This window comes from Delftia sp. WSY_10 (genome assembly GCF_043104705.1).
GTDB lineage: Bacteria > Pseudomonadota > Gammaproteobacteria > Burkholderiales > Burkholderiaceae_C > Comamonas > Comamonas tsuruhatensis.
The window spans coordinates 1-24,962 of sequence record NZ_JBICKY010000046.1 but is presented as its reverse complement, the minus strand read 5'-3'; the positions used below and the strand labels follow the sequence as shown (position 1 = coordinate 24,962).

Genomic DNA, 24,962 nt, shown 5'->3' with positions numbered 1-24,962 from the left:
AATCCACTTTCATTCAATGGATGCGCGGCCTACAGTGGCGCCGGCTCCTGAACATTCCGAGGTCCGCACCATGGCCGCCATCGCCTCCTCCTCTGCCTCTGCCTCCACGCCTTCGGCATCCGCCCTGCCGGCGCCGCGCGCCCCGGCCGTGCTGCGCCGCATGCTGTCGCTGCATGATTTCGAGGAAGCCGCGCGCCGCAGGCTGCCCCGACCCATCTTCGGCTACATCGCCGGGGCGGCAGAGGACAACGCCTCGCTGCGCGACAACCGCGAGGTGTTCGGCGAATGGGGCCTGACCACGCGCGTGCTGGCCGATGTGTCGCAGCGCTCGCAGGCCGTGGAGTTGTTCGGCGAGCGCTATGCCAGCCCCTTCGGCATTGCGCCCATGGGCATCAATGCGCTGTCCACCTACCGGGGCGACCTGGTGCTGGCCCGCGCGGCCCAGCGCGCGGGCATTGTGTCGGTGATGAGCGGCACCTCGCTGATCCCCATGGAGGAGGTGGCGCGCGAGAGCCCGGCCACCTGGTTCCAGGCCTATATCCCCGGTGACCAGGCTCGCATCGACGCGCTGATCGACCGCGTGGAGCGCGCAGGCTTTCGCACCCTGGTGGTGACGGTGGACATACCGATCTCCGCCAACCGCGAGAACAACATCCGCACCGGCTTTTCCACGCCGCTCAAGCCCAGCCTGCGCCTGGCCTGGGACGGCATGGTGCGCCCGGGCTGGGTGGCCGGCACCTTCCTGCGCACGCTGCTGCGCCACGGCATGCCGCATTTCGAGAACTCGTTTGCCACGCGCGGTGCGCCCATCATGTCGTCCAGCGTGATGCGCGATTTTTCGGCACGCGACCACCTGTGCTGGCACCACATCGAGGCCATCCGCCGCCGCTGGAAGGGGCCGCTGGTCATCAAGGGCGTGCTCAGCGTGGAGGACGCGCTGCAGGCCCGGCGCGTGGGGGCCGACGGCATCGTGCTGTCCAACCATGGCGGGCGGCAGCTCGACGGCGCGGTGTCGGCCATGCGCATTCTTGAGGACGTGGTGGCGGCCCTGGGGCCGGACTATCCCGTGCTGATCGATGGGGGCTTCAGGCGCGGCTCCGATGTGCTCAAGGCCTTTGCGCTGGGCGCGCGCATGGTGCTGGTGGGCCGGCCCTTCAACTATGCCGCCGCCGTGGGCGGCGAGGCCGGCGTGCTGCACGCCATCGGCCTGCTGCGCGACGAGGTGGACCGCAACCTGGCCATGCTGGGCGCCTCCTCCTGCGGCGCGCTGGACCGCTCGCACATCGTGCGCCGCGCATCGGCCTGACAGAAACCTCCACCGTCCGTTCAAAAACACAGCCATTCCCAGGAGACATCCCATGAACCACTTCACTTCACGCCGCAGCCTGTGCGCCCTGCTGCTGGCCGCAGGCGCCGCACCGGGCGCCATGGCGGCCGATGCCGGTGCCTATCCCACGCGCCCGGTGCGCCTGATCGTGCCGTTTGCAGCCGGCGGCACCACCGACATCGTGGCGCGCGCGATTGCGCCGCGCATGGCCGAGGCCCTGGGCCAGCCGCTGGTGGTGGACAACAAGGGCGGCGGCGGAGGCGCCATCGGCGCGCACGAGGCCGCGCGTGCCCAGCCCGACGGCTACACGCTGGGCGTGGCCACCGTGTCCACCACGGCCACCAATCCGGCCATCAACCCGCGCCTGCCCTACAACCCGCTCACCGATTTCACGCCCATCACCAACATTGCGGCCACGCCCAATGTGCTGGCCGTGCATCCGGGCTTCAAGGCGCAGAGCTTTGCGGCCTTCGTGGACGAGGTGAAGAAGAACCCCGGCAAGCATGCCTACGGCACGGCGGGCACGGGCTCCATAGGCCACATGCTGATGGAGCTGATGTCCAGCCGCTCGGGGCTGTCGCTCACGCATGTGCCTTACCGGGGATCGGGCCCCGCGCTCAACGATGCGGTGGCGGGCCAGGTGCCCATCGTCTTCGACAACCTGCCCTCGGCCCTGCCCTTCATCAAGGCGGGCCGGCTCACCGCGCTGGCGGTGGCCGCGCCCGAGCGCCTGGCCCAGCTGCCCCAGGTGCCCACCTTCAAGGAGCTGGGGCTGGAGCCTGTCAACCGCAGCGCCTTCTATGGCATCTACGGCCCCAAGGGGCTGCCGCCCGAGATCGTGGCGCGCCTGCATGCGGCCGCCCAGCGCGCGCTGGCCAGCCCCGAGGTGCGCCGCCAGATCGAGGACACGGGCTCGCGCGTGATCGGCAACCGCCCCGAGGAGTTCGCGCGCGAGATCGCGGCCGAGAACGCCCTGTACCGCAAGATCGCCACGGAGCGGCGCATCGTGGCGGATTGAGGGGCAGCCGGCGGAAGGGGGATAGGGGCTGCGAAAAAATTTTCGCCAACGCTGTCACAACGCGCACGCCCCGCGCGTCTTGAAGGTATGGGCCAGCCATTCCGGCCGGCTGCTACATCCCTCAAGGAGTGTTTTCCATGACCGCTTCGTCTTCCGCCGCCACCGGCGCCCGTCCTCTTGCCGCCCCCACGCCGCGCCTGAACTTCCAGGCCGTGGCCCCCGAGCTGTACAAGGCCCAGGCCGGCATCAACGCGCTGCTGCACGAGTCCAGCCTGGGCATCCAGCTGCTGGAGCTGGTGTTCCTGCGCGTCTCGCAGATCAACGGCTGCGCCTTCTGCGTGGACATGCACACGCGCGAACTGCTGTCCCGGGGCGAGGACCTGCAGCGCATCAACAGCATCGTCACCTGGCCCGAGGTGGATTTCTACGACGGGCGCGAGCGCGCCGCCCTGAACTGGGCCGAGCGCTGCACGCGCCTGAGCCAGGCCCATCCCGAGCAGCAGGACTTCGAGGCGCTGCGCCCGCATTTCAGCGAGCGCGAGATGGTGGAGCTGACCTATGCCATCGGCAGCATCAATGTCTGGAACCGCCTGTGCGCGGGCTTTGCAGCGCCCGTGGCACGCAAGCCGATCAAGCTCTGAACGCCTGCAAGCCACTCACTCCGCCGAGAGCTTTCGCTCCTTCACCAGCCTGCCCCACTGCTCGTACTCCTTCTTCATGAAGGCCGCGAACTCGGCGCGCGTGGTGGGCTGGGGGGTGAGGCCGTGCTTGTTCAGCGCGTCCTTGACGCCGGGGTCATTGAGTACCTTGACGATCTCGGTGTTCCAGCGGTCCAGCATCGGCTTGGGCGTCTTGCCCGGTGCCACGAAGGCATACCAGTTCAGTGCCTCGAAGCCGGGATAGCCGGCTTCGGCCACCGTGGGGATGTCGGGCATGTACGCCGGGCGCGTGAGGCCCGTGGTGGCCAGCGGGATCAGCTTGCCGGCCTCGATGTGGGGCAGGGCCGTGGGCGGCGCTGCGAAGTAGCTGGTCACGCGCTCGCCCAGCAGGTCCTGCAGCGCGGGCGCGCCGCCCTTGTAGGGCACGTGCACCATGTCGATGCCCGCGCGCTGGTTGAACAGCTCGCCTGCCAGGTGGGAGGCCGAGCCCGCGCCCGTCGAGGCGTAGTCCACCGTGCCCGGGTTCTTCCTGGCCTTGGCCACGAACTCGGCCAGGGTCTTCACGCCCGCGCCCTTGTGCACCACCAGCACGTTGGGAAAGTTCACGCCGCCCGAGATGGGCGCCAGGTCCTTGAAGGGGTCGTAGGGCAGTTTCATCAGGTGCGGCGCAATGGTCAGCGGCCCCACCGAGCCGAACAGCAGCACCGAGCCGTCGGCCGCGGCATTGGCCACCTGCTGGTGGGCGATGTTGCCGCCCGCGCCGCCCTTGTTCTCCACCACCACGCTCTGGCCGATGTTCTCGCCCAGCTTCTTGGCGATCAGGCGCGCGGCCGCATCGGCGGCGCCGCCGGCGGCGAAGCCCACGACCAGGGACACGGGCTTTTTGGGAGGAAAGTCCTGGGCCTGCGCACTGGCGGCCAGTGCGAGCAGGGAGGCGGCCAGGGCGCTGGCGTGCAGGAAGTTGCGCTTGTTCATCATGGGGTTGTCTCCGTCATTGGCTGGGAATCGGGGCGGATGCGGCTAGTCGGCGCCCAGCCCGATGGGGCTGGGCTGGCGCTTTTCGGTGTTGTGGCGCAGCAGGGACGCCGTGCGGAACACGCCGTGCGCGAACTTGCCGTAGGGCAGGGTGGCGAACAGGGCGATCACCGCGCCCAGGTGCAGGCACAGCAGCAGGGCCAGGGCCGGCGTGCCGCGGCCCAGCCACAGCGCCATGCCGCTGGCCGCGACCAGGAACAGCAGGGCGATGAAGCCCAGGTCCATGGGTTTCTGGCGCGCGTCGCCATGCAGCGGGTGGCGCCTGCGGTTCAGGCGCCACAGGCCTGCGGTGCCCAGCATGAGGCTGGTGCCGCCCACGGCGCCCAGCAGCTTGGGCAGGCTGGGGAATTCGTAGGGCGCGGCCCAGCCGAACACGTAGTGGTAGACCGTGGCCAGCGCCGTGGCCGCAAAGCACAGCATGAATCCGTAGAAGGTCAGGTGGTGAAAGCGCCTGCGGCTCAGGGTGTAGGCATCGTCCTCGTTGTGGCAGCCCTCGCCGTGGCCGCCGTCCAGGTATTTGAGGCGCAGCACGTCGTGCGCGGCCTCGGCCGCCGCCGGCGTGCCCACGTCCACGCCGCCGGTGGCGGGCTTGACGTCCTTCCAGAAGCGGCGCACGCCCATGGCCAGCGCCAGCACCACGAACAGGAACACGGGCGCGAAGATGCCCACCAGCAGGTTGTGCGGGAACAGGTTGTAGAAGTTGGCGCCCAGGTCGGCGCCCCACAGCCGGCCCGGGCCGCCCTGCAGGGCCACGGCTAGCACCAGGAACAGCGACAGGCCTGCGGCCAGGGCCAGCGACAGCGTGAGCCCGTTCCTCTGGTACAGGCGCCCCAGGGCGGGCGGCCAGGCGTAGTCGGCATAGGTCTGGCCGCGCACCTCGGCCATGGCCTTGGGGATGTTGATGGCGAACTCGTGCGGCGGCGCGTACTGGCAGGCATGCAGGCAGGCGCCGCAGTTGTGGCACAGGTTGGCCAGGTAGTGCACATCGGCCTTGCCGAACTCCAGCCGCCGCGTCATGGCCGGGAAGACCGCGCAAAAGCCTTCGCAGTAGCGGCAGGCGTTGCAGATCTGCAGGGCGCGCGCCACCTCGCCTTCGGCGGCGGTTTCGGTGGAGACCGGCAGGATGGGGATGACCCGGCCTGCGGCCAGGTCCTGGGCTTCTTGGGCCAGGGCGCTAATTGTGTTTTGCATATGTGTCGTCCATGGGGTTGGCTTGCCGCCCGCAGCGCTTGAAGTAGGCCTGCTCCTGACCAGGGACAGCGAGCAAGGGCCGCCCCGCAGCGAGGCTGTCGTCCCCCTTGGGGGATGGCGCGCAGCGACTCAGGGGGGTCTTCATCTCACTGCGCCGCGCACGGCGGGTTGTCCGGCGGCGGCCAGGGCTGCGTTGCGGCCCGCGATGCGGCCGAAGGCCGTGCCGATGGACATGCCCACGCCGGCCGTATAGCCCTTGCCCAGCACGTTGCCGGCCATCATTTCGCCGGCCACGAACAGGTTGGTGCTGGGCTGGCCGGCAAAGCGCACGGCCGCCGTGTCGTCGGTCTCCAGGCCCAGGTAGGTGAAGGTCACGCCGGGGCGCAGCTGGTAGCCGTAGAAGGGCGCCGTGTCGATGGGGCGGGCCCAGTGGGTCTTGGCGGGCGCCAGGCCCTCGGTATGGCAGTCGTCCAGCGCCGTGTGGTCGAAGTGGCCGACGCGGCAGGCCCCGTTGTAGGCATCCAGGGTCTGCATGAAGCGGTCCTCGTCCAGGCCCAGCTTGCGTGCCAGCTCGGGCAGGGAGTCGGCGCGCACGCCCGGGAAGACCGGCGGCATGAAGCGGCCTATGGCCTTGGCGTCGATGACGGACCAGGCGGTCTGGCCCGGCTGCTGGGCCACCAGGCGGCCCCAGATGGCATAGCGCTTGGGCCAGAAGTCCTCGCCCTCGTCATAGAAGCGCTCGGCCTCGCGGTTGACCACCACACCCAGCGAGACGCAGTCGATGCGCGTGCAGATGCCGCCGTCGTACAGCGGCGCGCGCGCATCGATGGCCACCATGTGGGCCTGGGTGGGGTCGCCGATGCGGTCGGCGCCATGGTCTTCGAGCAGGTGGCGCAGCAGCACGCCGCGGTTGAAGGCCGTGCCGCGGATCAGGAAGTTGTCGGACGGCCATTCGCCGCGTGCGTTCTGCCCCCAGGCCTCGCGCAGCCACTCGCGGTTGGACTCGAAGCCGCCCGCCGCCAGCACGCAGGTCTTTGCGGTGATGCGCTGCTCGCCCACCCAGGCGGCCTTGAACTCGCCGTCCTCGATCTCCAGCCGGTCCACGGGCGACGCGTAGCGCACCTGCACACCCAGCCGTTCGGCGCTGCGGTAGTAGGCATTGACCAGGGCCTTGCCGCCGCCCATGAAGAAGGCATTGGTGCGCGCCACATGCAGGGCGCCCGACAGCGGCGGCTGGAAATGCACGCCGTGGCGGCGCATCCAGTCGCGGCAGGTGGAGGAGGCACGGATCACCATGCGCGCCAGGTGCTCGTTGGTGATGCCGCCCGTGACCTTGAGCAGGTCCTGCCAGAACTCCTCCTCGGGGTAGGCCTCGACCAGCACGTCCTGGGGCGCGTCGTGCATGCAGCGCAGGTTGCGCGTGTGGCCGGAATTGCCGCCGCGCCAGTCGCGCGGCGCCGCCTCCAGCAGCAGCACGCTGCGGCCTGCCTCGCGCGCCATCAGGGCCGCGCACAGGGCGGCATTGCCGCCGCCTATGACCAGGACATCGGGGTCCATGGAGTTCTCCTTGCATTCGCCATCGTGGGGATTGCGAATGTAGGGAGAACGCCGCCCGGCGGGCAGGGGCCCGTCGGCATGGGGGTATCAGTCTTCGTGATGGATGAGGGCCGTGCCGGCCCAGGCGCCGCCGCGCAGCAGCTGGCGCACGCAGTCGATCAGCACCACGCGCGCGGCCAGGGCGGCGGGCGACAGCTCATCCTCGGACAGGCTGCACAGCAGGTTGGTGCGCAGGGCATCTTTGTCCGTGATACGCGACCACTCGAAGCGCTGCGCGGCATCGGCATAGCGGCCCATGGAGGCCCAGGGCTGCACCGTGCTGCCCAGGCCTGCATCCACGGCCGCCATGACCATGGACAGCGAGTCCACCTCCAGCACCAGATGCGGCGTGAAGCGCGCCTGCGAGAAGGCCGTGTCCAGCGTGCTGCGCAGGCCGTGCAGGCCCGTGGGCAGGATCAGCGATTCGCCGGCCAGGTCGGCCAGCGCCATCTGCGGCGGCAGCGGCTCGGGGTGGTGGCCGCGCGCGCGGATCAGGAACAGTTCTTCCTCGATCAGCGGGTGCACCTGCCAGCGCCGCCCGCCTGCGCGGGCCTGACCGCCGTGCAGGCGAGCGTCGAACAGCACGGCCATGTCCAGCGCGCGCGCATTGAGCATGTCGGTCAGGTGGCCGGACATGCCCTCCACCATGTGCAGGCGCACATCGGGGTAGCGCGCGCGCATGGCCTGCATCATGGGCAGGCCCAGCATGGCCGAGGTGGTGGGCGCCAGGCCCACGCTGACCGAGCCCGACAGCCGCGCCTGCTGCGCGCTGCGCACGGCCTGCTCGGCATGGCGCAGCGTGAGCTGGGCCTCGCGGAAGAAGGCCACGCCCGCCTCGGTGGGCACCACGCCGCGCGGCGTGCGCTGCAGCAGCCGGGTGGACAGCTCGCTTTCCAGGCGGCTGACCTGCTGGCTCAGCGCGGACTGGACCATGTCCAGGTCCAGGGCGGCGCGGCTCATGGAGCCGAGTTCGACGATGCGGACGAAGTAGCGGAGTTGTCTCAGTTCCATGGGGGCGGCGCTTGTGGATGGCAGCGGCGATTGTCGGTGCAGATTCTCGGTGCAGACCGGGCGGGCCGCTGCACCGGGGGCTTGGCCTCAGATGCCGCGCGGCAGCAGGGCCGCCAGGGCCTCGCCTATCGAGCGCGCAATCAGCTTCTGGCGCTCGCCGGGCATGCGCTCCAGCGTGGAGGCCACGCTGACGGCGGCCACGGGCTCGCCTTCGGCATTGCGCACCGCCATGCCCACGGCCAGCACGCCGCGCGTGGCGTGGTTGCCGATGACGGACCAGCCGCGCTGGCGCGTGGCCTTCACCAGCAGGGCCATGCGCTCGGGCGTCATGCCGCCGTACTGCTCCAGCACGGGCGCGTTGGCCGCCATCGCGGCCTGCACCTCGGCATCGGGCAGGGCGGCTAGCAGGGCCAGGCCCGCCGCTCCCACGCCCAGCGGCTGGCGCGTGCCCACCTGGATCACCAGGATCTGCACCGGATGCGTGCCCACATGGCGGGCGATGCAGTGCGATGCCGCGCCTTCGCGCACGATGGCAAAGGCCGCGTCCGCGCAGCCCGCGCTCACGCGCTCCAGCACGGGCTGCAGCCGCACGGCCATGTTGGGCTGGCCCGCGCTGGCGGCCGTGGCCGCCAGCCGGTGGCCGGCCGCATAGGCGAAGCGCCCCCTGTGCGCCACATAGCCGCTGTCCACCAGGGTGGACAGCAGGCGGTACACCGTGGCGCGCTCCAGCCCCGTGGCGCGGCACAGGTCGGCGACGCGCAGGCCCTCGCGGCCTGCGGCCAGCACGGCGTCCAGCACCTGCAGGCCACGGCGCAGCGTGCGGCTGCCGGCATCGTCGGCGGAGAGTGGAATGTCCGCTGGCCGGACGTTTGGATTGGTGCTGCGCGAAGGCATGGAAAAGAATTTCCCGGTGATTGCAGGCAGGGCAGAAAAGGGCCTGCGTGCAGCGCGCAGTGTGCCGCAGGCCGTCGAAAGCCCACACAGGCAGACATGAGCGGACATCAGCAGACATCAGCGGACATCAGAACGATCACCTGGAGACAAGACATGACAACCCCTGCCCGTTTCAATCCGTGGGCGCGCCGGCGCCTGCTGGCCTGTTCCTTCACCTGCGCACTGGCCGGCATGGCCGCCGCGACCGTGGCGTTGGCGCCCGCACCCGTGCTGGCGCAGCCGGCGTCCTGGCCGGCCCGGCCCGTGCGGCTCGTGGTGGGCTATGCGGCCGGTGGCGCCACCGACGTGATCGCACGCCTGGTGGCCGCCCGGATGGGCGAGCAGCTGGGCCAGAGCGTGGTGGTGGACAACCGCACGGGCGCCAACAGCAATGTGGGCGCCGAGGCCGTGGCGCGGGCGCCTGCGGACGGCTACACGCTGTATGTCTACACCATTGCCAACACCATCAATGCCTCGCTCTACCCCCGGCTCGGCTATGACCCGGTCAAGGACTTCGAGCCCATCGGCCTGATCGCCAAGATTCCCAACATCCTCGTGGTCAACCCGCGCCTGCCCATACAGAACGTGGCCGACTATGTGCGCCATGCCCGGCAGAGTGCGCAGGGCATCAGCTTCGCCTCGTCGGGCAGCGGCTCGTCGATCCACCTGTCGGGCGAGATGTTCCGGCAGCTGTCGGGCCTGCGCATGCTGCACGTGCCCTACCGGGGCAGCGCACCGGCCATCACCGACCTGCTGGGCGGGCAGGTGGATTCCATGTTCGACAACGCGCCCTCGGCCCTGCCCCATGTGCAGGCCGGCAAGCTGCGCGCGATCGCCATCACCAGCGCCCGGCGCTCGGCGCTGCTGCCCGATGTGCCCACGCTGGCGGAGTCGGGCTATGCGGGCTTCGACGTGCAGTCGTGGTTCGGCCTGGCCGCCCCTGCGGGCACGCCGCCCGCCGTGATCGAGCGCCTGAACCATGCCCTGAATACCGCCCTGGCCGCACCCGAGCTGCGCCAGCGCCTGGGCGAGATGGCCGCCACGCCCGAGCCCGGCACCCCGGCGCAGATGCGCAGCTTTGCGGCGTCGGAGATCAAGCGCTGGCGCGAGGTGGTCAAGGCCTCGGGCGCCACCGCCCAGTAGTTCGGCACACGTTCGGCAAAAGCTCAACACAACCGCCCCATAAGGAGACGACCCCCATGCAACCCATTGATTTTTTCTGGCGCGCGGCCGAACGCTGGCCGCAGCGCATCGCCATCGACGCACCGGGCGGCTGCATCCGCTATGACGCGCTGGCCCGCAAGGTGGCCGCGCTGGCGGCCGGCCTGCAGGTGCTGGAGCCCGCCGTGCAAAGCCGCGTGGGCATCTGCGCGGGCAACAGCGCAGACCATGTCGCCGCCCTGCTGGCGGTGATGGCCAGCGGCAAGGTCTGGGTGCCGCTCAATCCCAAGAGCACGCAGTCCGAGGTGCGCCGCATCATCGATGCCACCGAGCCCTCCATCGTGCTGTGCGATGCGGGTGGCGCTGCACTGGTGCAAGGGGCGCCGGGCATCCACCTGGTGCTGGGCGAGGGCACGGCGGCCCTGGAGCAGGCGCAGACCGGCGCTTTGCCTGTGACACCCGACCTGCCCGCCGATGCCATCCAGGCCATCAAGTTCACGGGTGGCACCACGGGCTTGCCCAAGGGCGTGATGCAGCCCTGCCGCGCCTGGATGGCCGGCATTGCCAACCAGATCCAGGCCTGGGGGTTCGATGAGCATGACCGCTACGTCATGGCCGCGCCCATCACGCATGGCACGTCCACCTACCTGCTGCCCATCCTGGCGCAGGGCGGCTGCCATGTGCTGCTGGATGGTGCGGGTGCCGAGGCCGTGCGCAGCGCCTTTGCCGTGCGCGGCGGCACCGTGTGCTTCATGCCGCCCACCCTGATCTACATGCTGATGGCGCTGCCGGGCGCCAGCCGTGCGGACTTCCCCGGCCTGCGCCGCCTCATCTACGGCGGCGCCGCCATGCCGCCCGAGAAAATCCGCCAGGTGCGCGCCTTCTTCGGCCCCGTGCTGTCCACCACCTATGGCCAGACCGAGGCGCCGCAGATCCTCACGGCCATGCGGCCCGAGGACTTCGAGGACGAAGGCCTGTGGACCTCCGTGGGCCGGGCCACCTGGTTCAGCGACCTGGCCATCATGGCGCCCGACGGCCGCCTGCTGCCCCGGGGCGAGGTGGGCGAGGTCGTGGCGCGCGGCGATCTGCTGATGAGCGGCTACTGGCGCCTGCCCGGCAAGACGGCCGAGACCCTGGTGAACGGCTGGCTGCACACGGGGGACCGGGGCCTGATCGATGCGCAGGGCTACCTGCACCTCAAGGACCGCCTGAAGGACCTGGTCATCACGGGCGGCTTCAACGTCTATCCCGTGGATGTGGAAAACGCCCTGGGCCAGCATCCGGCCGTGCATGAGTGCGTGGTCTTCGGCATCCCCGACGACCATTGGGGCGAGGCCGTGCAGGCAGCCGTGCAATTGCGCGCCGAACTGCGCCCCGACCAGCGGCCGGACGAGGCCGAACTGATCGCCTTCGTGCGCCAGCGCCTGGGCCCCGTGCAGACACCCAAGCGCATCCACTTTCACGCCAGCCTGCCGCGCTCGCCCGTGGGCAAGCTGCTCAAGACGGCCGTGCGCGAGCTTGCGCTGGCACCCCGCTGATCCCGCACACCATCACAAGGAAACCCTGGCCATGGCAACCCCCCAACCCCCCGTCACCCGCCTGTGCACCCACACCCTCACCAGCCTGCATTACCGCGATGCCGACCTGGTCGAGGACCTGATGGGCAAGAAGACCTTCACCGAGGTGATGCTGATGCAGATCCTGGGCCGCACGCCGCGCCCCGTGGACCTGCGCATCGCCGATGTGGTGCTCATCGTGCTCATGGAGCATGGCCTCACGCCCAGCGCCATCGCCACGCGCCTCATCTACATGAGCGCGCCCGAGAACCTGCAGGGCGCCGTCTCGGCCGGCCTGCTGGCCGTGGGCAGCTCCTTCGTGGGCACCATGGAGAACTGCGCCGCGCTGCTCGACCGCATTGCCGCCGCCGCCGACCCAGAGGCCGAGGCCCTCGCCATCGCCCAGCACCACAAGGCGTTGAAAAGCCCCGTGCCCGGCTTCGGCCACCACCTGCACAAGCCCGTGGACCCGCGCGCCTACAAGCTGCTGGACATGGGCCGTGCCGAACCCGAACTGGCGGGCAGCAGAATCCGCGCGCTCGAAACCCTGTCCGCCGCCGTGGACGCCGCAGCGGGCCGGCCCATCACCATCAATGCCACGGGGGCCGTGGCCGCCCTGCTGGGCGAGATCGGCGTGCCCACGGCCGTGATGCGCGGCTTTGCCGTCATCTCGCGGGCGGCCGGGCTGGTGGCGCATGTGGTGGAGGAGCAGCAAAGCCCGTCGGGCCGGTTCATCTGGGAAACGGTGGAGGAGGCCATCCCCTACGCGGGGCATGCAGTTTCCGCGAACGCTGCGTGAAGCAATGACCGATGGACCACCGCGCGCCATGCCGCGAGCATGGAGTCCATGCAACAAACCCATGGACTGTCCAGCGCCCTCGACGGCCTGCGCGTGGTGGACCTGTCCCGCATCCTGGCGGGACCCTGGTGCACCCAGAACCTTGCCGACCTGGGCGCATCGGTGCTCAAGATCGAGCGTCCCGGCACGGGCGACGACACGCGCGCCTGGGGCCCGCCCTTCGTGCAGGCGCCCGGTGGCGAGACCGTGTCGGCCTACTTCCTGTCCTGCAACCGCGGCAAGCAGTCGGTGGCGCTGGACTTCACCGAGCCGGCCTCGCATGCCTGGCTGCTGCGCCAGATCCGCGATGCCGACGTGCTGGTGGAAAACTACAAGGCCGGCGCGCTGGCGCGCCACGGCCTGGACTACGCGGCGCTGGCCGCCATCAACCCCGGGCTGATCTACCTGTCGATCACGGGCTTCGGCCAGAGCGGCCCGTTTGCGCACAAGCCCGGCTACGACTATGTGTTCCAGGGGCTGGGCGGCCTCATGGGCTACACGGGCGTGGCCGATGGCGAGGAGGGCGCGGGCCCGCTGCGCACGGGCGTGGCCGTGGTGGACCTGATGACGGGCATGTATGCCACCAGCGCCGTGCTGGCGGCCGTGGTGCAGCGCCAGCGCACGGGGCGCGGCCAGCACATCGACCTGGCCCTGCTGGACGTGGCCGTGGCCATGAATGCCAACCAGGCGGCCAACTACCTGGTCAGCGGCGAGAACCCGCGCCGCACGGGCAACGCCCATCCCAATTGCGCGCCCTACGAGGTGTTTGCCTGCGCAGACGGGCATTTCATCCTGGCCATCGGCAATGACGGGCAGTTCGCCGCCCTGTGCTCCGTGCTGGGCACGGACTGGCACCTGGACGCGCGCTTTGCCACCAATGCCGCGCGCCTGACCGGCATGGCGCAGCTGCGCCCGCTGCTGCGCGCGGCGCTGGGCCGCTGGCCGCTGCAGGCCCTGACCGATGCGCTGGACACCGCCCAGGTGCCCTGGGGCTGCATCAACACCATGGAGCAGGTCTTCGCCCATCCGCAGGTGCGGCACCGCCAGATGCTGCAGACGGTGGAGCACCCGCAGCTGGGCACGCTGAGGCTGGTGCGCAACCCCATGGTGCCGGCCGGCAGTGGCGCCCAGGTGCCGCCGCCGCCCGTGCTCGGTGCGGCGCCGCAGGACCTCTGAATCCCTAGACATCGACAAGCCAAGAAGGAGACAAGGATGACGAAACGCATGAAAGCACTGAAGGCCGCCGTGGCAGCCGCCGCGCTGGCGGGGATGCCGCTGGCATATGCAGCGGGGGCAGCGGGGGCAGCGGGGGCACCGGGGGCACCGGGGGCCGGAAGCTATCCCGAGCGGCCCGTACGCCTGGTCGTGCCCTATGCGGTGGGCGGCGCCACCGATGTGATCGCGCGCGTGGCGGCCCGCTACCTGGGCGAGACGCTGGGCCAGGCCGTGGTGGTGGAAAACCGCCCCGGCGCGGGCGGCAGCACGGGTTCGGCCTATGCGGCCAAGCAGCCGGCCGACGGCTACACCCTGGTGATGATGGTGGAGAGCTCGCATGCCGTGAACCCCAACGTCTACGCCAAGCCTGCGTATGACCCCGTGAGGGATTTCACGCCCATCACCAACATCGCCAACGTGCCGGGCGTGATGGTGGTCAGCGCAGGCTCGGCCTACAAGAGCGCCAGGGACGTCAGCGACGCGGCGCGCGCCGCGCCGGGCAAGCTCAACTACGGCTCCTCGGGCAATGGCGGGCTCAGCCACCTGAGCGGTGCGCTGTTCGGCAGCACCACGGGCACCACCCTCACCCATGTGCCCTACAAGGGGCTGGGGCCGGCGCTCAACGACCTGATGGCGGGGCAGCTCGATGTGGTGTTCGACAACATGCCGTCCTCTGGCGCGCTGATCGCGGGCGGCCAGCTGCGTGCGCTGGCCGTGTCCAGCCCCGTGCGCCTTCCGGCCCTGCCCGGCGTGCCCACCTATGCCGAGGCCGGGCTCAAGCCCATGAACGACATGTCCTGGTACGGCCTGGGCGCGCCTGCCAGGCTCGATCCCGCCATTCTTGCCAGGCTCAGCGAAGCCATGCGCAAGACCTTGCAAAAGCCCGAGCTGATCAAGACCATCGAGCAGCAGGGCGCCGTCGTGGACTTCCAGGAGCCTGCGCAGTTCAGGCAGACGGTGGAGCGCTCCAACCGGGCCTGGTCCCAGCTGATCCGCGACATCGGATTCGAGAAACTTTGAGGAGATCTGCCGTGCATGCACAAGTGACCTTTCCCACCCCGCAGACCGCCGTGCTCACCATCACCGGCGGCGGGCCGCTGAACATCCTGGGCACGCCCGTGATCCGCGCGCTGACCGCGCAATTGGCCGAGCTGGCCGAGCGCCCCGATCTGCACTGCCTGGTGCTGCGCGGATCGGGCACGCGCGCCTTCGTGGCGGGGGCCGACATCCGCGAGATGGCGTCGCTCAACGCCGCCTCGGCACGCGCCTTCATCAGCGGGCTGCGCGATCTGTGCAACGCGGTGCGGCATTTCCCCGTGCCCGTGATCGCCCGGCTGCAGGGCCATACGCTGGGCGGCGGGCTGGAGCTGGCCATGGCGGCCGACCTGCGCATCGCGGCCGATGATGCCGTGGTGGGCATGCCCGAGGTCAAGGTCGGCATTCCCTCGGTGATCCACGCGGCCATGATGCCCGCGCAGATCGGCGGCACGCGCGCCAGCTGGCTGCTGCTCACGGGCGAGAACATCGGCGCCCTGCAGGCCGAGCGCTGGGGCTTGCTCAACGAATGCGTGCCCGGCGACCAGCTCGATGCGCGCATCGCGCAGATTGCCGAGGGGCTGGGCGGGATCGGCATCGAGGCGCTGCGCCAGCAAAAGCGCCTGCTGCGCCGCTGGGAGGGCATGGGCGTGGACTCGGCCATCACCGACAGCGTGGCCGAGTTCGGCGCGGCCTTCAACACGGGCGAGCCGCAGCACCACATGAATGCCTTCCTGGAGCGCAAGCAGGCCAAGGCCCAGGCCCAGCCCTGAACCTAGGCCTTGTCGGCCAGCCCTTTCAGAAAGCTGCGCAGCCGCTGCGCGGTGGGCGTCAGCGGCCGTTCGCTGGAGCGCACCAGCTGCAGCGGGCGCCGTGCCCAGGTTTCCTCCAGCGGCAGGCAGGCCACCGCATGCGCGGTGCCGAGCCTGCGGTAGATGCTGTGCGGAATGATGGCCAGGCCCACGCCCTGCGAGACCAGCCGCACGATGGAGGTGAAATCATCCACGTGGATGCGGCAGCGCAGCGGCCGGCCATGGCGCTTGGCCAGCTCGCGCAGAAAGGCGTAGTTGCTGCTGGTAAGCGCCATGCCCACGAAGGCATGGGACAGGGTGTCGAAGAACCGGCAGGAAGGGCCTTCGCCGTCGTCTTGCCTCTCGCCCGGCTGGGGTACCAGCGGATGGCCGGGCGGGGCGATCACCACCAGGCGGTCCAGTGCAAAGGTCTCGCAGGCCACGGCGCCCGCCATGGGCTCGCCCGCGTAGATGCCCAGGTCGGCCTCGCCCTCGGCCACGCTGGCGGCAATCGTCTCGCTGGTCTGCTCGACCAGGGTCAGGTTCACCTCGGGAAAGGCGGTCAGGAACTCGCCGATGTGCGGACCGATGAAGCCGTGCAGCGAGGAGCTGTTGGCTGCCAGCGTTGCCTTGCCCTGCAGGCTGCTGCCCAGCAGGGCGGCCTCGGCCTCCATGCCGTCGATGGCGGCGAACACGCCGCGCGCATGCTCGAGCATGGCGTGGCCTTCCTCGGTCAGCCGCATGCCCTTGTGCTCGCGCGTGAACAGCTGGCAGCCCAGGGCCTGCTCCAGGTTGCGCAGGCGCTGGCTGGCGGCCGAGGGCGTCAGGTGCCGCGCCTGGCTGGCACGCGAGAGATTGCCGGCCTGGGCGATGGCCATGAACAGCTTGAGATCGGTCAGGTCGTAGCGCATGCGGGCGTTTCCTAGGGGGCAAGAGGGCCATTATTCCTGTTGGCGCAGGGCTGCAAAGCCCGTGGCGCGCAGCCTTTGAAGGGCGCTGGGATAATCGCTGCCATGACTAAACACCGCGTCGTGGTGGGCCTGTCGGGCGGTGTGGACTCCGCTGTCACGGCCCATCTCCTCAAGCAACAGGGCCATGAAGTGGTCGGCATCTTCATGAAGAACTGGGAAGATGACGACGACAGCGAATACTGCTCGTCCAATGTCGATTTCGTCGATGCCGCCGCCGTGGCCGACGTGGTCGGCATCGAGATCGAGCATGTGAACTTCGCCTCCGAGTACAAGGACCGCGTCTTCGCCGAGTTCCTGCGCGAGTACCAGGCCGGCCGCACGCCCAACCCCGACGTGCTGTGCAATGCCGAGATCAAGTTCAAGGCTTTCCTGGACCACGCCATGCGCCTGGGCGCCGAGAAGATCGCCACGGGCCACTACGCCCGCGTGCGCCAGAACCCCGACACGCAGCTGTTCGAGCTGCTCAAGGGGCTGGACCCGGCCAAGGACCAGAGCTACTTCCTGCACCGCCTCAACCAGGCCCAGCTGTCCAGGTCCATGTTCCCCGTGGGCGAGCTGAAGAAGACCGAGGTGCGCCGCATTGCCGAGGAGATCGGCCTGCCCAACGCGAAGAAGAAGGACTCCACGGGCATCTGCTTCATCGGAGAGCGGCCGTTCCGCGACTTCCTGAACCGCTACATCAGCAAGGAGCCCGGCAACATCCTCGACGACCGCAACCGCAAGCTGGGCAAGCATGTGGGCCTGTCGTTCTACACGCTGGGCCAGCGCTCGGGCCTGGGCATCGGCGGCGTCAAGGAAAAGGGCGCGCCGCGCGGTGGCGGCGACCATGAGCCCTGGTTCGTGGCGCGCAAGGAGCTGGACACCAACACGCTGCGCGTGGTGCAGGGCCATGACCATCCCTGGCTGCTGTCGCAGTCGCTGCTGGCCGACCAGGTCAGCTGGGTGGCCGGCCACGCGCCCGCCGAGGGCAAGGCCTACGGCTCCAAGACGCGCTACCGCCAGCCCGACTCGCCGGCCCTGATCTCGGGCGCCACGCCCGAGGGCTTCCGGCTGGATTTTCCCGAGCCGCAATGGGCCGTCACGCCCGGCCAGTCGGCCGTGCTCTACGACGGCGACGTGTGCCTGGGCGGCGGCATCATCGCGGCGGTGGATCCGCACTGATGCAGCACTGACGCGGCACTGATGCGGCATTGATGCCGGGCAGGATTCGGCCCGTCGCGTTTTGCTATCGTCACGGGGGGCGGCACAACCGCCCCTTTTTCTTTTTCCTTTTGTTCTTCACGACAGCACCACAGGAGACCCCATGGCTTCATCGATTCTTGCGCGCCGGCATTTTCTGGGAGCGGCCCTGGGCGCCGTGGCCACGGCCGGATGCAACGGCGAGGTGTCCTGGGGCGATCCCATCGATCCGCCCGTGACGGACCGCGTCAAGCGTGCGCTCGATCAACTCGACGGCCAGGTGCGCGCGCAGATGCGGCGCACGGGCGTGCCCGGCGTGGCCGTGGCGGTCGTGCATGAAGGGCGCCTGGTCTATGCCCAGGGCATGGGCGTGCGCCGTCTGGGCTCGTCGCTGGCCGTGGATGCGGACACGGTGTTCCAGCTCGCCTCCGTCTCCAAGTCCGTGGGCGCCACCGTGGTGGCGCAGCAGGTGGGCCAGCGCCGCGTGTCCTGGGACACGCGCGTGCAGCAGGGCCTGCCCTGGTGGACGCTGGAGGACGCCGACGCTGCCCAGCGCATCACCGTGGGCGACATGTATGCCCACCGCTCGGGCCTGCCCGGCCAGGCCGGCGATGCGCTGGAGGAACTGGGCTTCAGCCAGCGCCAGATCCTGGAGCGCCTGCGCTACCTGCCGCTGCGGCCCGTGGGCACCCAGTACGCCTACAGCAACTTCGGCCTGACCACGGGCGCCGAGGCCGTGGCTGCCATCGCGGGCCAGTCCTGGGCGGCGCTGTCGCAGCAGGCCGTCTACGGCCCGCTGGGCATGACGCAGACCAGCTCGCTGTTTGCAGATTTCGAGGCGCGCGCCAACCGCGCGGCCGGCCACCTGCGCGTCAACGGCGTGTGGCAGACGGGGCCGGTGCGCCGGCCCGATGCGCAGTCGGCCGCCGGCGGCGTCAGCTCCACGGTGCGCGACATGGCGCGCTGGATGACCATGCTGCTGGACGAAGGCCGCTTCGAGGGCCGCCAGGTGGTCGATGCGCAGGCGCTGCGCACGGCGCTGTCGCCGCAGATGCTGCAGTCGCCGGCCGGCAACGGCGAGCCTGCGCGCTACTACGGCTTCGGCTTCAACGTGGGCGTGTCCGAGGCGGGGCGCACCACCTACAGCCACTCGGGCGCCTTCGGCACGGGCAGCGCGACCAGCTTCACCGTCATGCCCGAGCTCAAGCTGGGCATCGTGGTGCTGACCAACGGCATGCCCATCGGCGTGCCCGAGATCGTGGTCTCGCAGTTCCTGGACCAGGTCGAATGGGGCCGCCAGCGCCAGGACTGGGAGAGCATCTGGACCAAGCGGCTGGCACCCATCATGCAGCCGCATGGCGAATTGGTGGGCAAGACCCGGCCCAGCTTTCCCCGACCGCCCCGGCCGCTGGGCGCCTATGTGGGCAGCTACGCCAACCGCTTCTACGGGCCGGCCCAGGTCAGCCTGCAGACGGGCGGCGGTGGGCTGCAGGTCAGCCTGGGTTCGCAGCGCATGCTGCTCAGCCACTGGGATGGCGAGGTCTTCAGCTTCGTGCCCGAGGGCGATTCGCCGGGCAGCCTGTCCAAGGCCACGTTCGACGGCAACCAGCTCACGCTGGAGTATTTCGACGATGTGCTGACCCCGGCCGGCGTCAGTGCGGGGATAGGGCGCTTTTCGCGCTGAGGGTGGCCTGCTCCGCGCCGTCGTGCAGGTGATCGCCGGGCACGGGCAGCCAGGCGGCCAGCACGGTGGCGCCGGGCTCTGAATCCATGTCCAGATGGCCGCCCAGGCGCTGCAGGCGCGCCTGCATGCTGCGCAGGCCCACGCCCATGCCGGCCTGCTGCACGGCGGCCACGTCAAAGCCTGCGCCGTCGTCGGTGATGCGCAGCATCAGCCAATGCGGCTCGGGCCACTGCAGCTGCACCTGCACGCACTGGGCGCGGCTGTGCTTGATCACATTGGCCAGCGCTTCCTCCAGCACGCGCGTCAGCGCCAGGCACTGCAGCGCACCGGGCGGCTGCGGCCAGGCGGCCGGCACCTGCCAGTCGGACTGCATGTCCAGCGCGTCGAACAGGCTGGCAAAGCGGTGGCGCAGCGGCGCAATCCAGGCCTGGGGCGTGTCCGGCACGGTGACGGAGACGCTGGTGCCGCTGTCGATCATCTGGCGCAGGTCGTCGCGCAGCAGCTTGAGCACGGACAGGAACTGGCGGTTGTGCATGGGGGTGCCGGCCTGCTCCACCATGGCGATGGAGCGCACCAGGGAGCCGCCCAGGCTGTCGTGCAGGTCGTGCGCCAGCTGCATCCGTTCCTGCAGCCGCGAGTGGCTGAGCGCCAGCGCATGCTCGCGCGCCAGCGTGCCGCCGAGCTCGTCGCAGGCACGCGCCACGCTGTCGGTCAGCTCCTGGTTGAACTGCTCGATGCGGCGCATGCTGAGCACGAACTGCCGGCCCAGCACCATGGACAGGGCCAGCATGGTCAGCGGTGCGGTATAGGGCATCCAGGGCGTGGCGGGGCCGATCACTTTCTTGAGCGCCAGCATGTCGTGCAGGCCCGCACACAGGAAGACCAGCAGGCAGGCCGCGTAGACCAGGTGGCCCGGCTCGCGCGTGCGCCAGGCGTGCAGCGGAAAGTGCAGCGACACGGCCACGCAGATGCCGAAGTACACCAGGCCGATGTGCAGCACGCCGTCCACCAGCCACCAGGGCGCGAAGATGGCGGCGGCCATGCCGGCCAGCGTCAGCGCCCACAGCAGCTTTTCCAGCCGGGGCAGGTGCAGCCTGCCGAAGCGCCAGGTGAACAGGCAAAAGCTCTGGCTGAACAGCAAGAAGACCAGCAGGTTGCCGCGTGCCACGGCCAGGGTGTCGGGGAAGGGCCAGGCCTCGGTGGCCAGGATATTGGCCAGGAACAGCGCCCAGCAGAAGGCATTGAGCGCGTACCAGCCAAAGGCCTTGCTGGCGCGCCGCTGCAGCCAGGCAAAGGCGAACAGCACGCCCAGCACCAGCGAGACCACGATGTTCATGGCAAACAGCGTGCGCTGGTTCCACCAGGTCTGCGCGTGCCACCGGCGCAGCGCCTCGGGCTCGCCCAGGCGCACCTCGCCCAGGCCCGGCGTCTGCTCGGCCAGGCCGTGCACGCGGATCCACACGCTGTTGGTGCCCGCATGCAGGGCGGATTCGGGCAGCAGCCAAAAGCGCGGCATGTTCCAGCTGCGCGACAGGGGCTCGACCAGGTGCCGGTCGCGCCACAGCAGGTCGCCGTTCACGAAGACCTCGCCGGCCATGACCATGGAGTGCAGGGCCAGCGCCACGGGATCGGCGGCGGCGGGAGCGGTGGCAGCGGCGGCAGCGGGGTGAGCGCAGCCGCGCTGCCAGTCGATGCGGTACCAGACGGCGCCGCTGTAGCCGGGCCAGCGGTCCAGCCAGTGGTCGGGCAGGGTCACGTTGTGCCAGTCGCGTACCGCGCTGGCGATGGGCGGCGGTCCCTGGCCTGCGGCCTTGGCGGACTGGATGGACAGGATCTGCGGCAGGCAGGCCTGGGCCAAGGCGCAGCTACTGCACAGGAGAACCGCCAGGCCCAGGGCGAAGTGCCGCACCAGGCCGCACCACCTGCGCCCCCAGCCCATGGCCGTCAGCCCAGCAATCCGCGCACGCGTGCCGTGTTGACGGCGCGCGTGCGCGAGGACACGGCCAGCTTGCGGTAGATGTGCTTGATGTGGCATTCCACCGTGTAGCGCGACAGGTGCAGCTGCTCGGCGATCTCGCGGTTGGTCAGGCCGTCGGCCACCAGGCGCAGGATCTGGCTTTCGCGCGCGCTCAGCGTGGACTCGGTGCCGGTGCTCTCCGGCGTGGCGGGTGCCGCGCCCTGCAGCTCGGCGATCACGCGGCGCGCGATGAAGGGGTCGATGGGCGCGCCGCCGCGCAGCACGCTGCGGATGGACAGCGACACTTCCAGGTCGTCGCGCTCCTTGAGCACATAGCCGGTGGCGCCTGCGCGCAGCGCCGCGAGGATGGCGTCCTCCGTGCTCCAGGCCGAGATCACCAGGATGCCCACGGCCGGGTCTGCGCTGCGCATCTCGGCGATCAGGTCGATGCCGCTGCCGTCGGGCAGGCCCAGGTCCACCAGGGCCAGGGCCACGGGCTCGGCCAGGCAGGCGCGGGCCTGGGCCAGGGAGCCGGCGAACAGCAGGGCATCGGGCGTGTAGCCCAGCTGGCCCAGCACGGACTGCAGCCGCTGGCGGATCAGCGGCTCGTCCTCCACCACCAGCACCGGGGCCGGAAGCGTGGACTCTGGGACAAGCAGGTGGGCGGGCATGGAAAAGGCGTGCGCAGCGGCGGGCGTAAAAAGGGGCAGGATGGCCGCCCGACTGTGGGCGAAGCCCGCATCTTTGCATATCCCTGAAAACTGGTAATCGCGGGGGCGCGCGCCGCTGCGCCGTCCATAATTCCGGCCCGGGCCGCACGGGCGGACCCTGGCAACGACATCTACCGAAAGGACGCCGCCGCATGGCACGCGTACGTGACCCTGCTGGCTACGATGGCCAGCGTGAAATGATCCTCTCCCACGCCGCCCAGCTGTTCGCGCAGCGCGGCTATGCGGGCACCTCCATGAACGAGGTGGCTGCGGCCTGCGGCGTCTCCAAGGCCACGCTCTACCACTATGTGCTCGACAAGCACGACCTGGCCGTGCGCATTGCCGAAGAGCATGTGCTGCGCCTCGAAGCCCTGGTCAACGACACCCTGCAGGCCCATGCCGATCCCGAGCAGCGCCTGCATGCGCTGATCCGCGGCTTCGGCCAGGAGTACGCCCAGGCCCAGAATGCCCACCGCGTGCTGACCGAGGACGTGCGTTTCCTGCGCGAGGAAGACCAGCAGCGCATCCTGGACGTGGAGCGCCGCGTGGTCGCCGCCTTTGCGCAGACCATTGCCCAGGTGCGCGGCGAGCCCGCCGACAGCGCCCTGGGCAAGCCCCTGGCCATGCTGCTGTTCGGCATGATCAACTGGACCTTCACCTGGCTCAAGCCGGGCGGCACGCTGGACCATGACGCCATTGGCACCATGGTGTCCCAGCTGTTCTTCGGCGGCGTGCGCGCGGTCAGCGTGCCGGATGGCAAGAAGCCGCGCAAGGCCCGCCAGGCCTAGGCTCGGCCCGGTCCCTTACCACCGGCGCTGCACGACCACGAAGCGGTCGGCCACGAAGGCCAGCGTGGTGTAGCTGGCATTGGCCGCGGGATTGCCGCCCGTGGCATGGAAGTCGGAAAAACCGGCCGACTGGTTGACCATCACGCCCTGCGTGAGGTTGATGGACAGGGCCACGCGCGAGCGCAGCGCCGAGGCCGCCACGGCATCGACGAAGGCCGCATCCGTGGAGTACAGGCCCAGCGTCATCGCGCCATGCGCGCGCACGCTGCGCTCGGCCAGCTCGCGCGCGGCCTGGGCCGAGGGCACTGCCACCAGGTAGGAGACGGGGCCGAAGCATTCGCGCTCGTAGATGGCGGCGTCCGCCACGTCCAGCGCACGCAGCGCGGGCGTGCGCACCTCGGCCTGTGGGTACTCGGGATGGGTGAGCTTTTGCGAGGCGCGCACGGCGCGGCCCACGGTGGCGGCCTGTTCCACGCGCTCCACGGTCTGCGCAGAGCCTATGGCGCCCAGCACGGTGAAGGCCACCTTGGGATCGGCCAGCAACTGGTCGATGGCGGTGGCCAGATCGGCGCCGACCTGCTCGAAGCTCTTGTGGCCCTGGTCAGTCTCTATGCCGCCGGCCGGAATCAGCAGGTTCTGCGTGGTGGTGCACATCTGGCCGCTGTACAGCGACAGTGACAGGGCCAGATTGCGCAGCATGCCTGCGTAGGCATCGGTGGACTCGATCACCACCAGGTTCACGCCGGCCATCTCGGCATACAGGCGTGCCTGCGGCGCGTTGGACTGCAGCCACTGGCCGAAGGCATTGCCGCCGGTGAAGTCGATGGAGGCCACGGCGGCGTGCGTGGCCAGGGCCTGGGTCAATTCGGGCTTGTCGCTCACGGCCAGGGTCACGAGGTTGGGGTCCAGGCCCTGCTCGGTCAGCACATCGCGCAACACGCTCACGGTGAGCGCGGCCGGCAGCACGGCGTTGGGGTGGGGCTTGACGATCACGGGGTTGCCCGTGGCCAGCGCGGCGAACAGGCCCGGGTAGGTGTTCCAGGTCGGGAAGGTGGCGCAGCCGATGACCAGGGCCACGCCACGCCCCACGATCTCGAAGCGCTTGTGCAGCACGGCGGGCGCATGCTTGCCCTGGGGCTTTTCCCAGACGGCCTCGGCAGGCACGTCGGCCATGGCCTTCCAGGCCACGGCAATGGCTTCCAGGGCGCGGTCCTGGGCATGGGGGCCGCCGGCCTGGAAGGCCATCATCGCGCCCTGGCCCGTGGTCAGCATCACCGCATGCGCGATCTCGAAGCTGCGCTGGTGGATGCGCGTCAGCGCCTCCAGCAGCACGCCGGTGCGGCCCTGGGGTCCGAGCGCCTGCCACGCAGGCTCGGCCGCCTGGGCGGCATCCACCAGCGCCTGGGCATCGCACTCGGGGTAGCGGATGTCCAGGGCCACGCCATAGGGCGATTGCTCGGTGGCCACGCGGGCGCGTTCGCCGGGCTGCCGCAGCGGATAGTCCTTGCCGAACAGCGCCTGCACGGCGGCGTGGCCCTGGGCCTGGGCGGTCTCGCCATACACCTTGGGCGAGGGCGCCTCGGGGAAGGGCGACCAGTGGCCCCGGCGGGACAGGGCCTGCAGGGCGTCGTCGAGCAGGGGGCGGTGGCGTTCGTAGAGGGCGTGGGCGGGCATGGGATGTCTCCTGGGTTGGAATGTGGCGTCGCTATCAGGGTTAGTACCGGACAACAAGCCTTGTTGCTCAAGAAAGCTGCATCTTATAATCCTACCGTCCGGTCGGTCAATTATTCTGAACCCCTTGCCTCACGACGCCAGAACCCCGATGAACAAAGACCTGCGCCCCGCCCCCGGCGAACTCGACCCCATCGAAACCGCCAGCCGCGACGAGATCGCCTCGTTGCAGCTGCAGCGCCTGCGCTGGTCGCTGCAGCATGCCTACGACAACGTGCCGCATTACCGCCGCGCCTTCGATGAGAAGGGCGTTCATCCGTCCGACCTGCGCACGCTGTCCGACCTGGCCCGCTTTCCCTTCACCACCAAGAAGGACCTGCGCGAGAACTACCCGTTCGGCATGTTCGCCGTGCCGCGCCAGAAGGTGGCGCGCGTGCATGCCTCCTCGGGCACCACGGGCAAGCCCACGGTCGTGGGCTACACGTTGAATGACATCGACAGCTGGGCCAACCTGGTGGCGCGCTCCATCCGCGCTGCGGGCGGGCGGCCTGGCGACATGGTGCATGTGGCCTATGGCTATGGCCTGTTCACGGGCGGGCTGGGCGCGCACTACGGAGCCGAGCGCGCGGGCTGCAC

General features: G+C 70.0%; 21 protein-coding genes and 1 pseudogene. 13 read left to right on the top strand and 9 right to left on the bottom strand.

The window, feature by feature from the left end; all coding sequences use genetic code 11:
- The first annotated feature begins 70 nt into the window (after nt 1-70).
- The 3 genes from ACF8ML_RS18535 to ACF8ML_RS18525 all read left to right on the top strand — a co-directional run bounded on the left by ACF8ML_RS18535 (nt 71) and on the right by ACF8ML_RS18525 (nt 2,986).
- Entirely contained in the window at nt 71-1,306 is a 1,236-nt protein-coding gene (locus tag ACF8ML_RS18535; RefSeq protein WP_392407610.1) for an alpha-hydroxy acid oxidase, read from the top strand.
- 52 nt (nt 1,307-1,358) lie between these two features.
- Nucleotides 1,359-2,345 carry a tripartite tricarboxylate transporter substrate-binding protein gene (locus ACF8ML_RS18530; protein WP_017405899.1) on the top strand — a complete coding sequence of 329 codons (987 nt, stop codon included), beginning with the start codon at nt 1,359-1,361 and terminating at the stop codon, nt 2,343-2,345.
- Nucleotides 2,346-2,482: 137 nt separating this feature from the next.
- Entirely contained in the window at nt 2,483-2,986 is a 504-nt protein-coding gene (locus tag ACF8ML_RS18525) for a carboxymuconolactone decarboxylase family protein (RefSeq protein ID WP_034398063.1), read from the top strand.
- A 15-nt stretch (nt 2,987-3,001) separates the two neighbouring features.
- On the opposite strand, the gene ACF8ML_RS18520 is transcribed toward ACF8ML_RS18525, so the two are convergent.
- The 5 genes from ACF8ML_RS18520 to ACF8ML_RS18500 all read right to left on the bottom strand — a co-directional run bounded on the left by ACF8ML_RS18520 (nt 3,002) and on the right by ACF8ML_RS18500 (nt 8,731).
- Nucleotides 3,002-3,982 carry a tripartite tricarboxylate transporter substrate binding protein gene (locus ACF8ML_RS18520; RefSeq protein ID WP_193726181.1) on the bottom strand — a complete coding sequence of 327 codons (981 nt, stop codon included), beginning with the start codon at nt 3,980-3,982 and terminating at the stop codon, nt 3,002-3,004.
- 42 nt (nt 3,983-4,024) lie between these two features.
- Entirely contained in the window at nt 4,025-5,230 is a 1,206-nt protein-coding gene (gene tcuB / locus ACF8ML_RS18515) for a tricarballylate utilization 4Fe-4S protein TcuB (RefSeq protein WP_277849119.1), read from the bottom strand.
- A 141-nt stretch (nt 5,231-5,371) separates the two neighbouring features.
- Nucleotides 5,372-6,787 carry an FAD-dependent tricarballylate dehydrogenase TcuA gene (gene tcuA, locus ACF8ML_RS18510; RefSeq protein ID WP_392407609.1) on the bottom strand — a complete coding sequence of 472 codons (1,416 nt, stop codon included), beginning with the start codon at nt 6,785-6,787 and terminating at the stop codon, nt 5,372-5,374.
- A gap of 87 nt (nt 6,788-6,874) precedes the next feature.
- The gene (locus tag ACF8ML_RS18505; RefSeq protein ID WP_012202727.1) at nt 6,875-7,837 is read right to left on the bottom strand and encodes a LysR substrate-binding domain-containing protein; all 963 of its coding nucleotides are present in this window, start codon (nt 7,835-7,837) and stop codon (nt 6,875-6,877) included.
- 87 nt (nt 7,838-7,924) lie between these two features.
- A complete protein-coding gene (locus ACF8ML_RS18500) occupies nt 7,925-8,731 on the bottom strand; it encodes an IclR family transcriptional regulator (RefSeq protein ID WP_133072503.1) in 807 nt (268 codons plus the stop codon).
- Between the two features lie 153 nt (nt 8,732-8,884).
- Here ACF8ML_RS18500 and ACF8ML_RS18495 point away from each other — a divergent pair, with 153 nt between their 5' ends.
- Genes ACF8ML_RS18495 through ACF8ML_RS18470 form a run of 6 tightly spaced genes read left to right on the top strand, consistent with a single transcriptional unit; the run spans nt 8,885 to nt 15,348 of the window.
- Nucleotides 8,885-9,913, top strand: coding sequence for a tripartite tricarboxylate transporter substrate binding protein (locus ACF8ML_RS18495; RefSeq protein WP_392407607.1), 1,029 nt, complete (start codon nt 8,885-8,887; stop codon nt 9,911-9,913).
- Nucleotides 9,914-9,969: 56 nt separating this feature from the next.
- Nucleotides 9,970-11,469, top strand: a complete 1,500-nt coding sequence (locus ACF8ML_RS18490) for a class I adenylate-forming enzyme family protein (RefSeq protein ID WP_392407606.1) — start codon at nt 9,970-9,972, stop codon at nt 11,467-11,469.
- 31 nt (nt 11,470-11,500) lie between these two features.
- Entirely contained in the window at nt 11,501-12,286 is a 786-nt protein-coding gene (locus ACF8ML_RS18485) for a citryl-CoA lyase (RefSeq protein ID WP_392407605.1), read from the top strand.
- 48 nt (nt 12,287-12,334) lie between these two features.
- Nucleotides 12,335-13,501, top strand: coding sequence for a CaiB/BaiF CoA-transferase family protein (locus tag ACF8ML_RS18480; RefSeq protein WP_174538926.1), 1,167 nt, complete (start codon nt 12,335-12,337; stop codon nt 13,499-13,501).
- A 36-nt stretch (nt 13,502-13,537) separates the two neighbouring features.
- Nucleotides 13,538-14,560, top strand: coding sequence for a Bug family tripartite tricarboxylate transporter substrate binding protein (locus ACF8ML_RS18475; protein ID WP_392407604.1), 1,023 nt, complete (start codon nt 13,538-13,540; stop codon nt 14,558-14,560).
- 11 nt (nt 14,561-14,571) lie between these two features.
- Entirely contained in the window at nt 14,572-15,348 is a 777-nt protein-coding gene (locus ACF8ML_RS18470) for an enoyl-CoA hydratase (protein ID WP_047328030.1), read from the top strand.
- Nucleotides 15,349-15,350: 2 nt separating this feature from the next.
- Here the strand turns inward: ACF8ML_RS18470 and ACF8ML_RS18465 are convergent, their stop codons facing one another.
- Nucleotides 15,351-16,277, bottom strand: a complete 927-nt coding sequence (locus ACF8ML_RS18465; RefSeq protein ID WP_013804639.1) for a LysR substrate-binding domain-containing protein — start codon at nt 16,275-16,277, stop codon at nt 15,351-15,353.
- Between the two features lie 102 nt (nt 16,278-16,379).
- Here ACF8ML_RS18465 and mnmA point away from each other — a divergent pair, with 102 nt between their 5' ends.
- Nucleotides 16,380-17,498: a tRNA 2-thiouridine(34) synthase MnmA gene (gene mnmA, locus ACF8ML_RS18460; protein ID WP_065347090.1), complete on the top strand. Its 1,119-nt coding sequence runs from the start codon at nt 16,380-16,382 to the stop codon at nt 17,496-17,498.
- 142 nt (nt 17,499-17,640) lie between these two features.
- A complete protein-coding gene (locus tag ACF8ML_RS18455) occupies nt 17,641-19,200 on the top strand; it encodes a serine hydrolase (RefSeq protein WP_074923602.1) in 1,560 nt (519 codons plus the stop codon).
- On the opposite strand, the gene ACF8ML_RS18450 is transcribed toward ACF8ML_RS18455, so the two are convergent.
- Nucleotides 19,169-21,139 (bottom strand): ATP-binding protein, encoded by a 1,971-nt coding sequence (locus tag ACF8ML_RS18450; RefSeq protein ID WP_392407603.1) that lies wholly within the window; start codon nt 21,137-21,139, stop codon nt 19,169-19,171. The genes ACF8ML_RS18455 and ACF8ML_RS18450 overlap by 32 nt on opposite strands.
- Nucleotides 21,140-21,144: 5 nt before the next feature.
- Nucleotides 21,145-21,828 (bottom strand): response regulator transcription factor, encoded by a 684-nt coding sequence (locus tag ACF8ML_RS18445; protein WP_016449578.1) that lies wholly within the window; start codon nt 21,826-21,828, stop codon nt 21,145-21,147.
- A 191-nt stretch (nt 21,829-22,019) separates the two neighbouring features.
- Between ACF8ML_RS18445 and ACF8ML_RS18440 the strand changes: the two genes are divergently transcribed.
- Nucleotides 22,020-22,655 (top strand): TetR/AcrR family transcriptional regulator, encoded by a 636-nt coding sequence (locus ACF8ML_RS18440; protein WP_012202739.1) that lies wholly within the window; start codon nt 22,020-22,022, stop codon nt 22,653-22,655.
- Between the two features lie 15 nt (nt 22,656-22,670).
- Here the strand turns inward: ACF8ML_RS18440 and paaN are convergent, their stop codons facing one another.
- Nucleotides 22,671-24,329, bottom strand: a complete 1,659-nt coding sequence (gene paaN / locus ACF8ML_RS18435) for a phenylacetic acid degradation protein PaaN (RefSeq protein ID WP_392407602.1) — start codon at nt 24,327-24,329, stop codon at nt 22,671-22,673.
- Nucleotides 24,330-24,477: 148 nt separating this feature from the next.
- Here paaN and ACF8ML_RS18430 point away from each other — a divergent pair.
- A pseudogene (locus tag ACF8ML_RS18430) lies at nt 24,478-24,962 on the top strand (phenylacetate--CoA ligase); the annotation flags it as partial.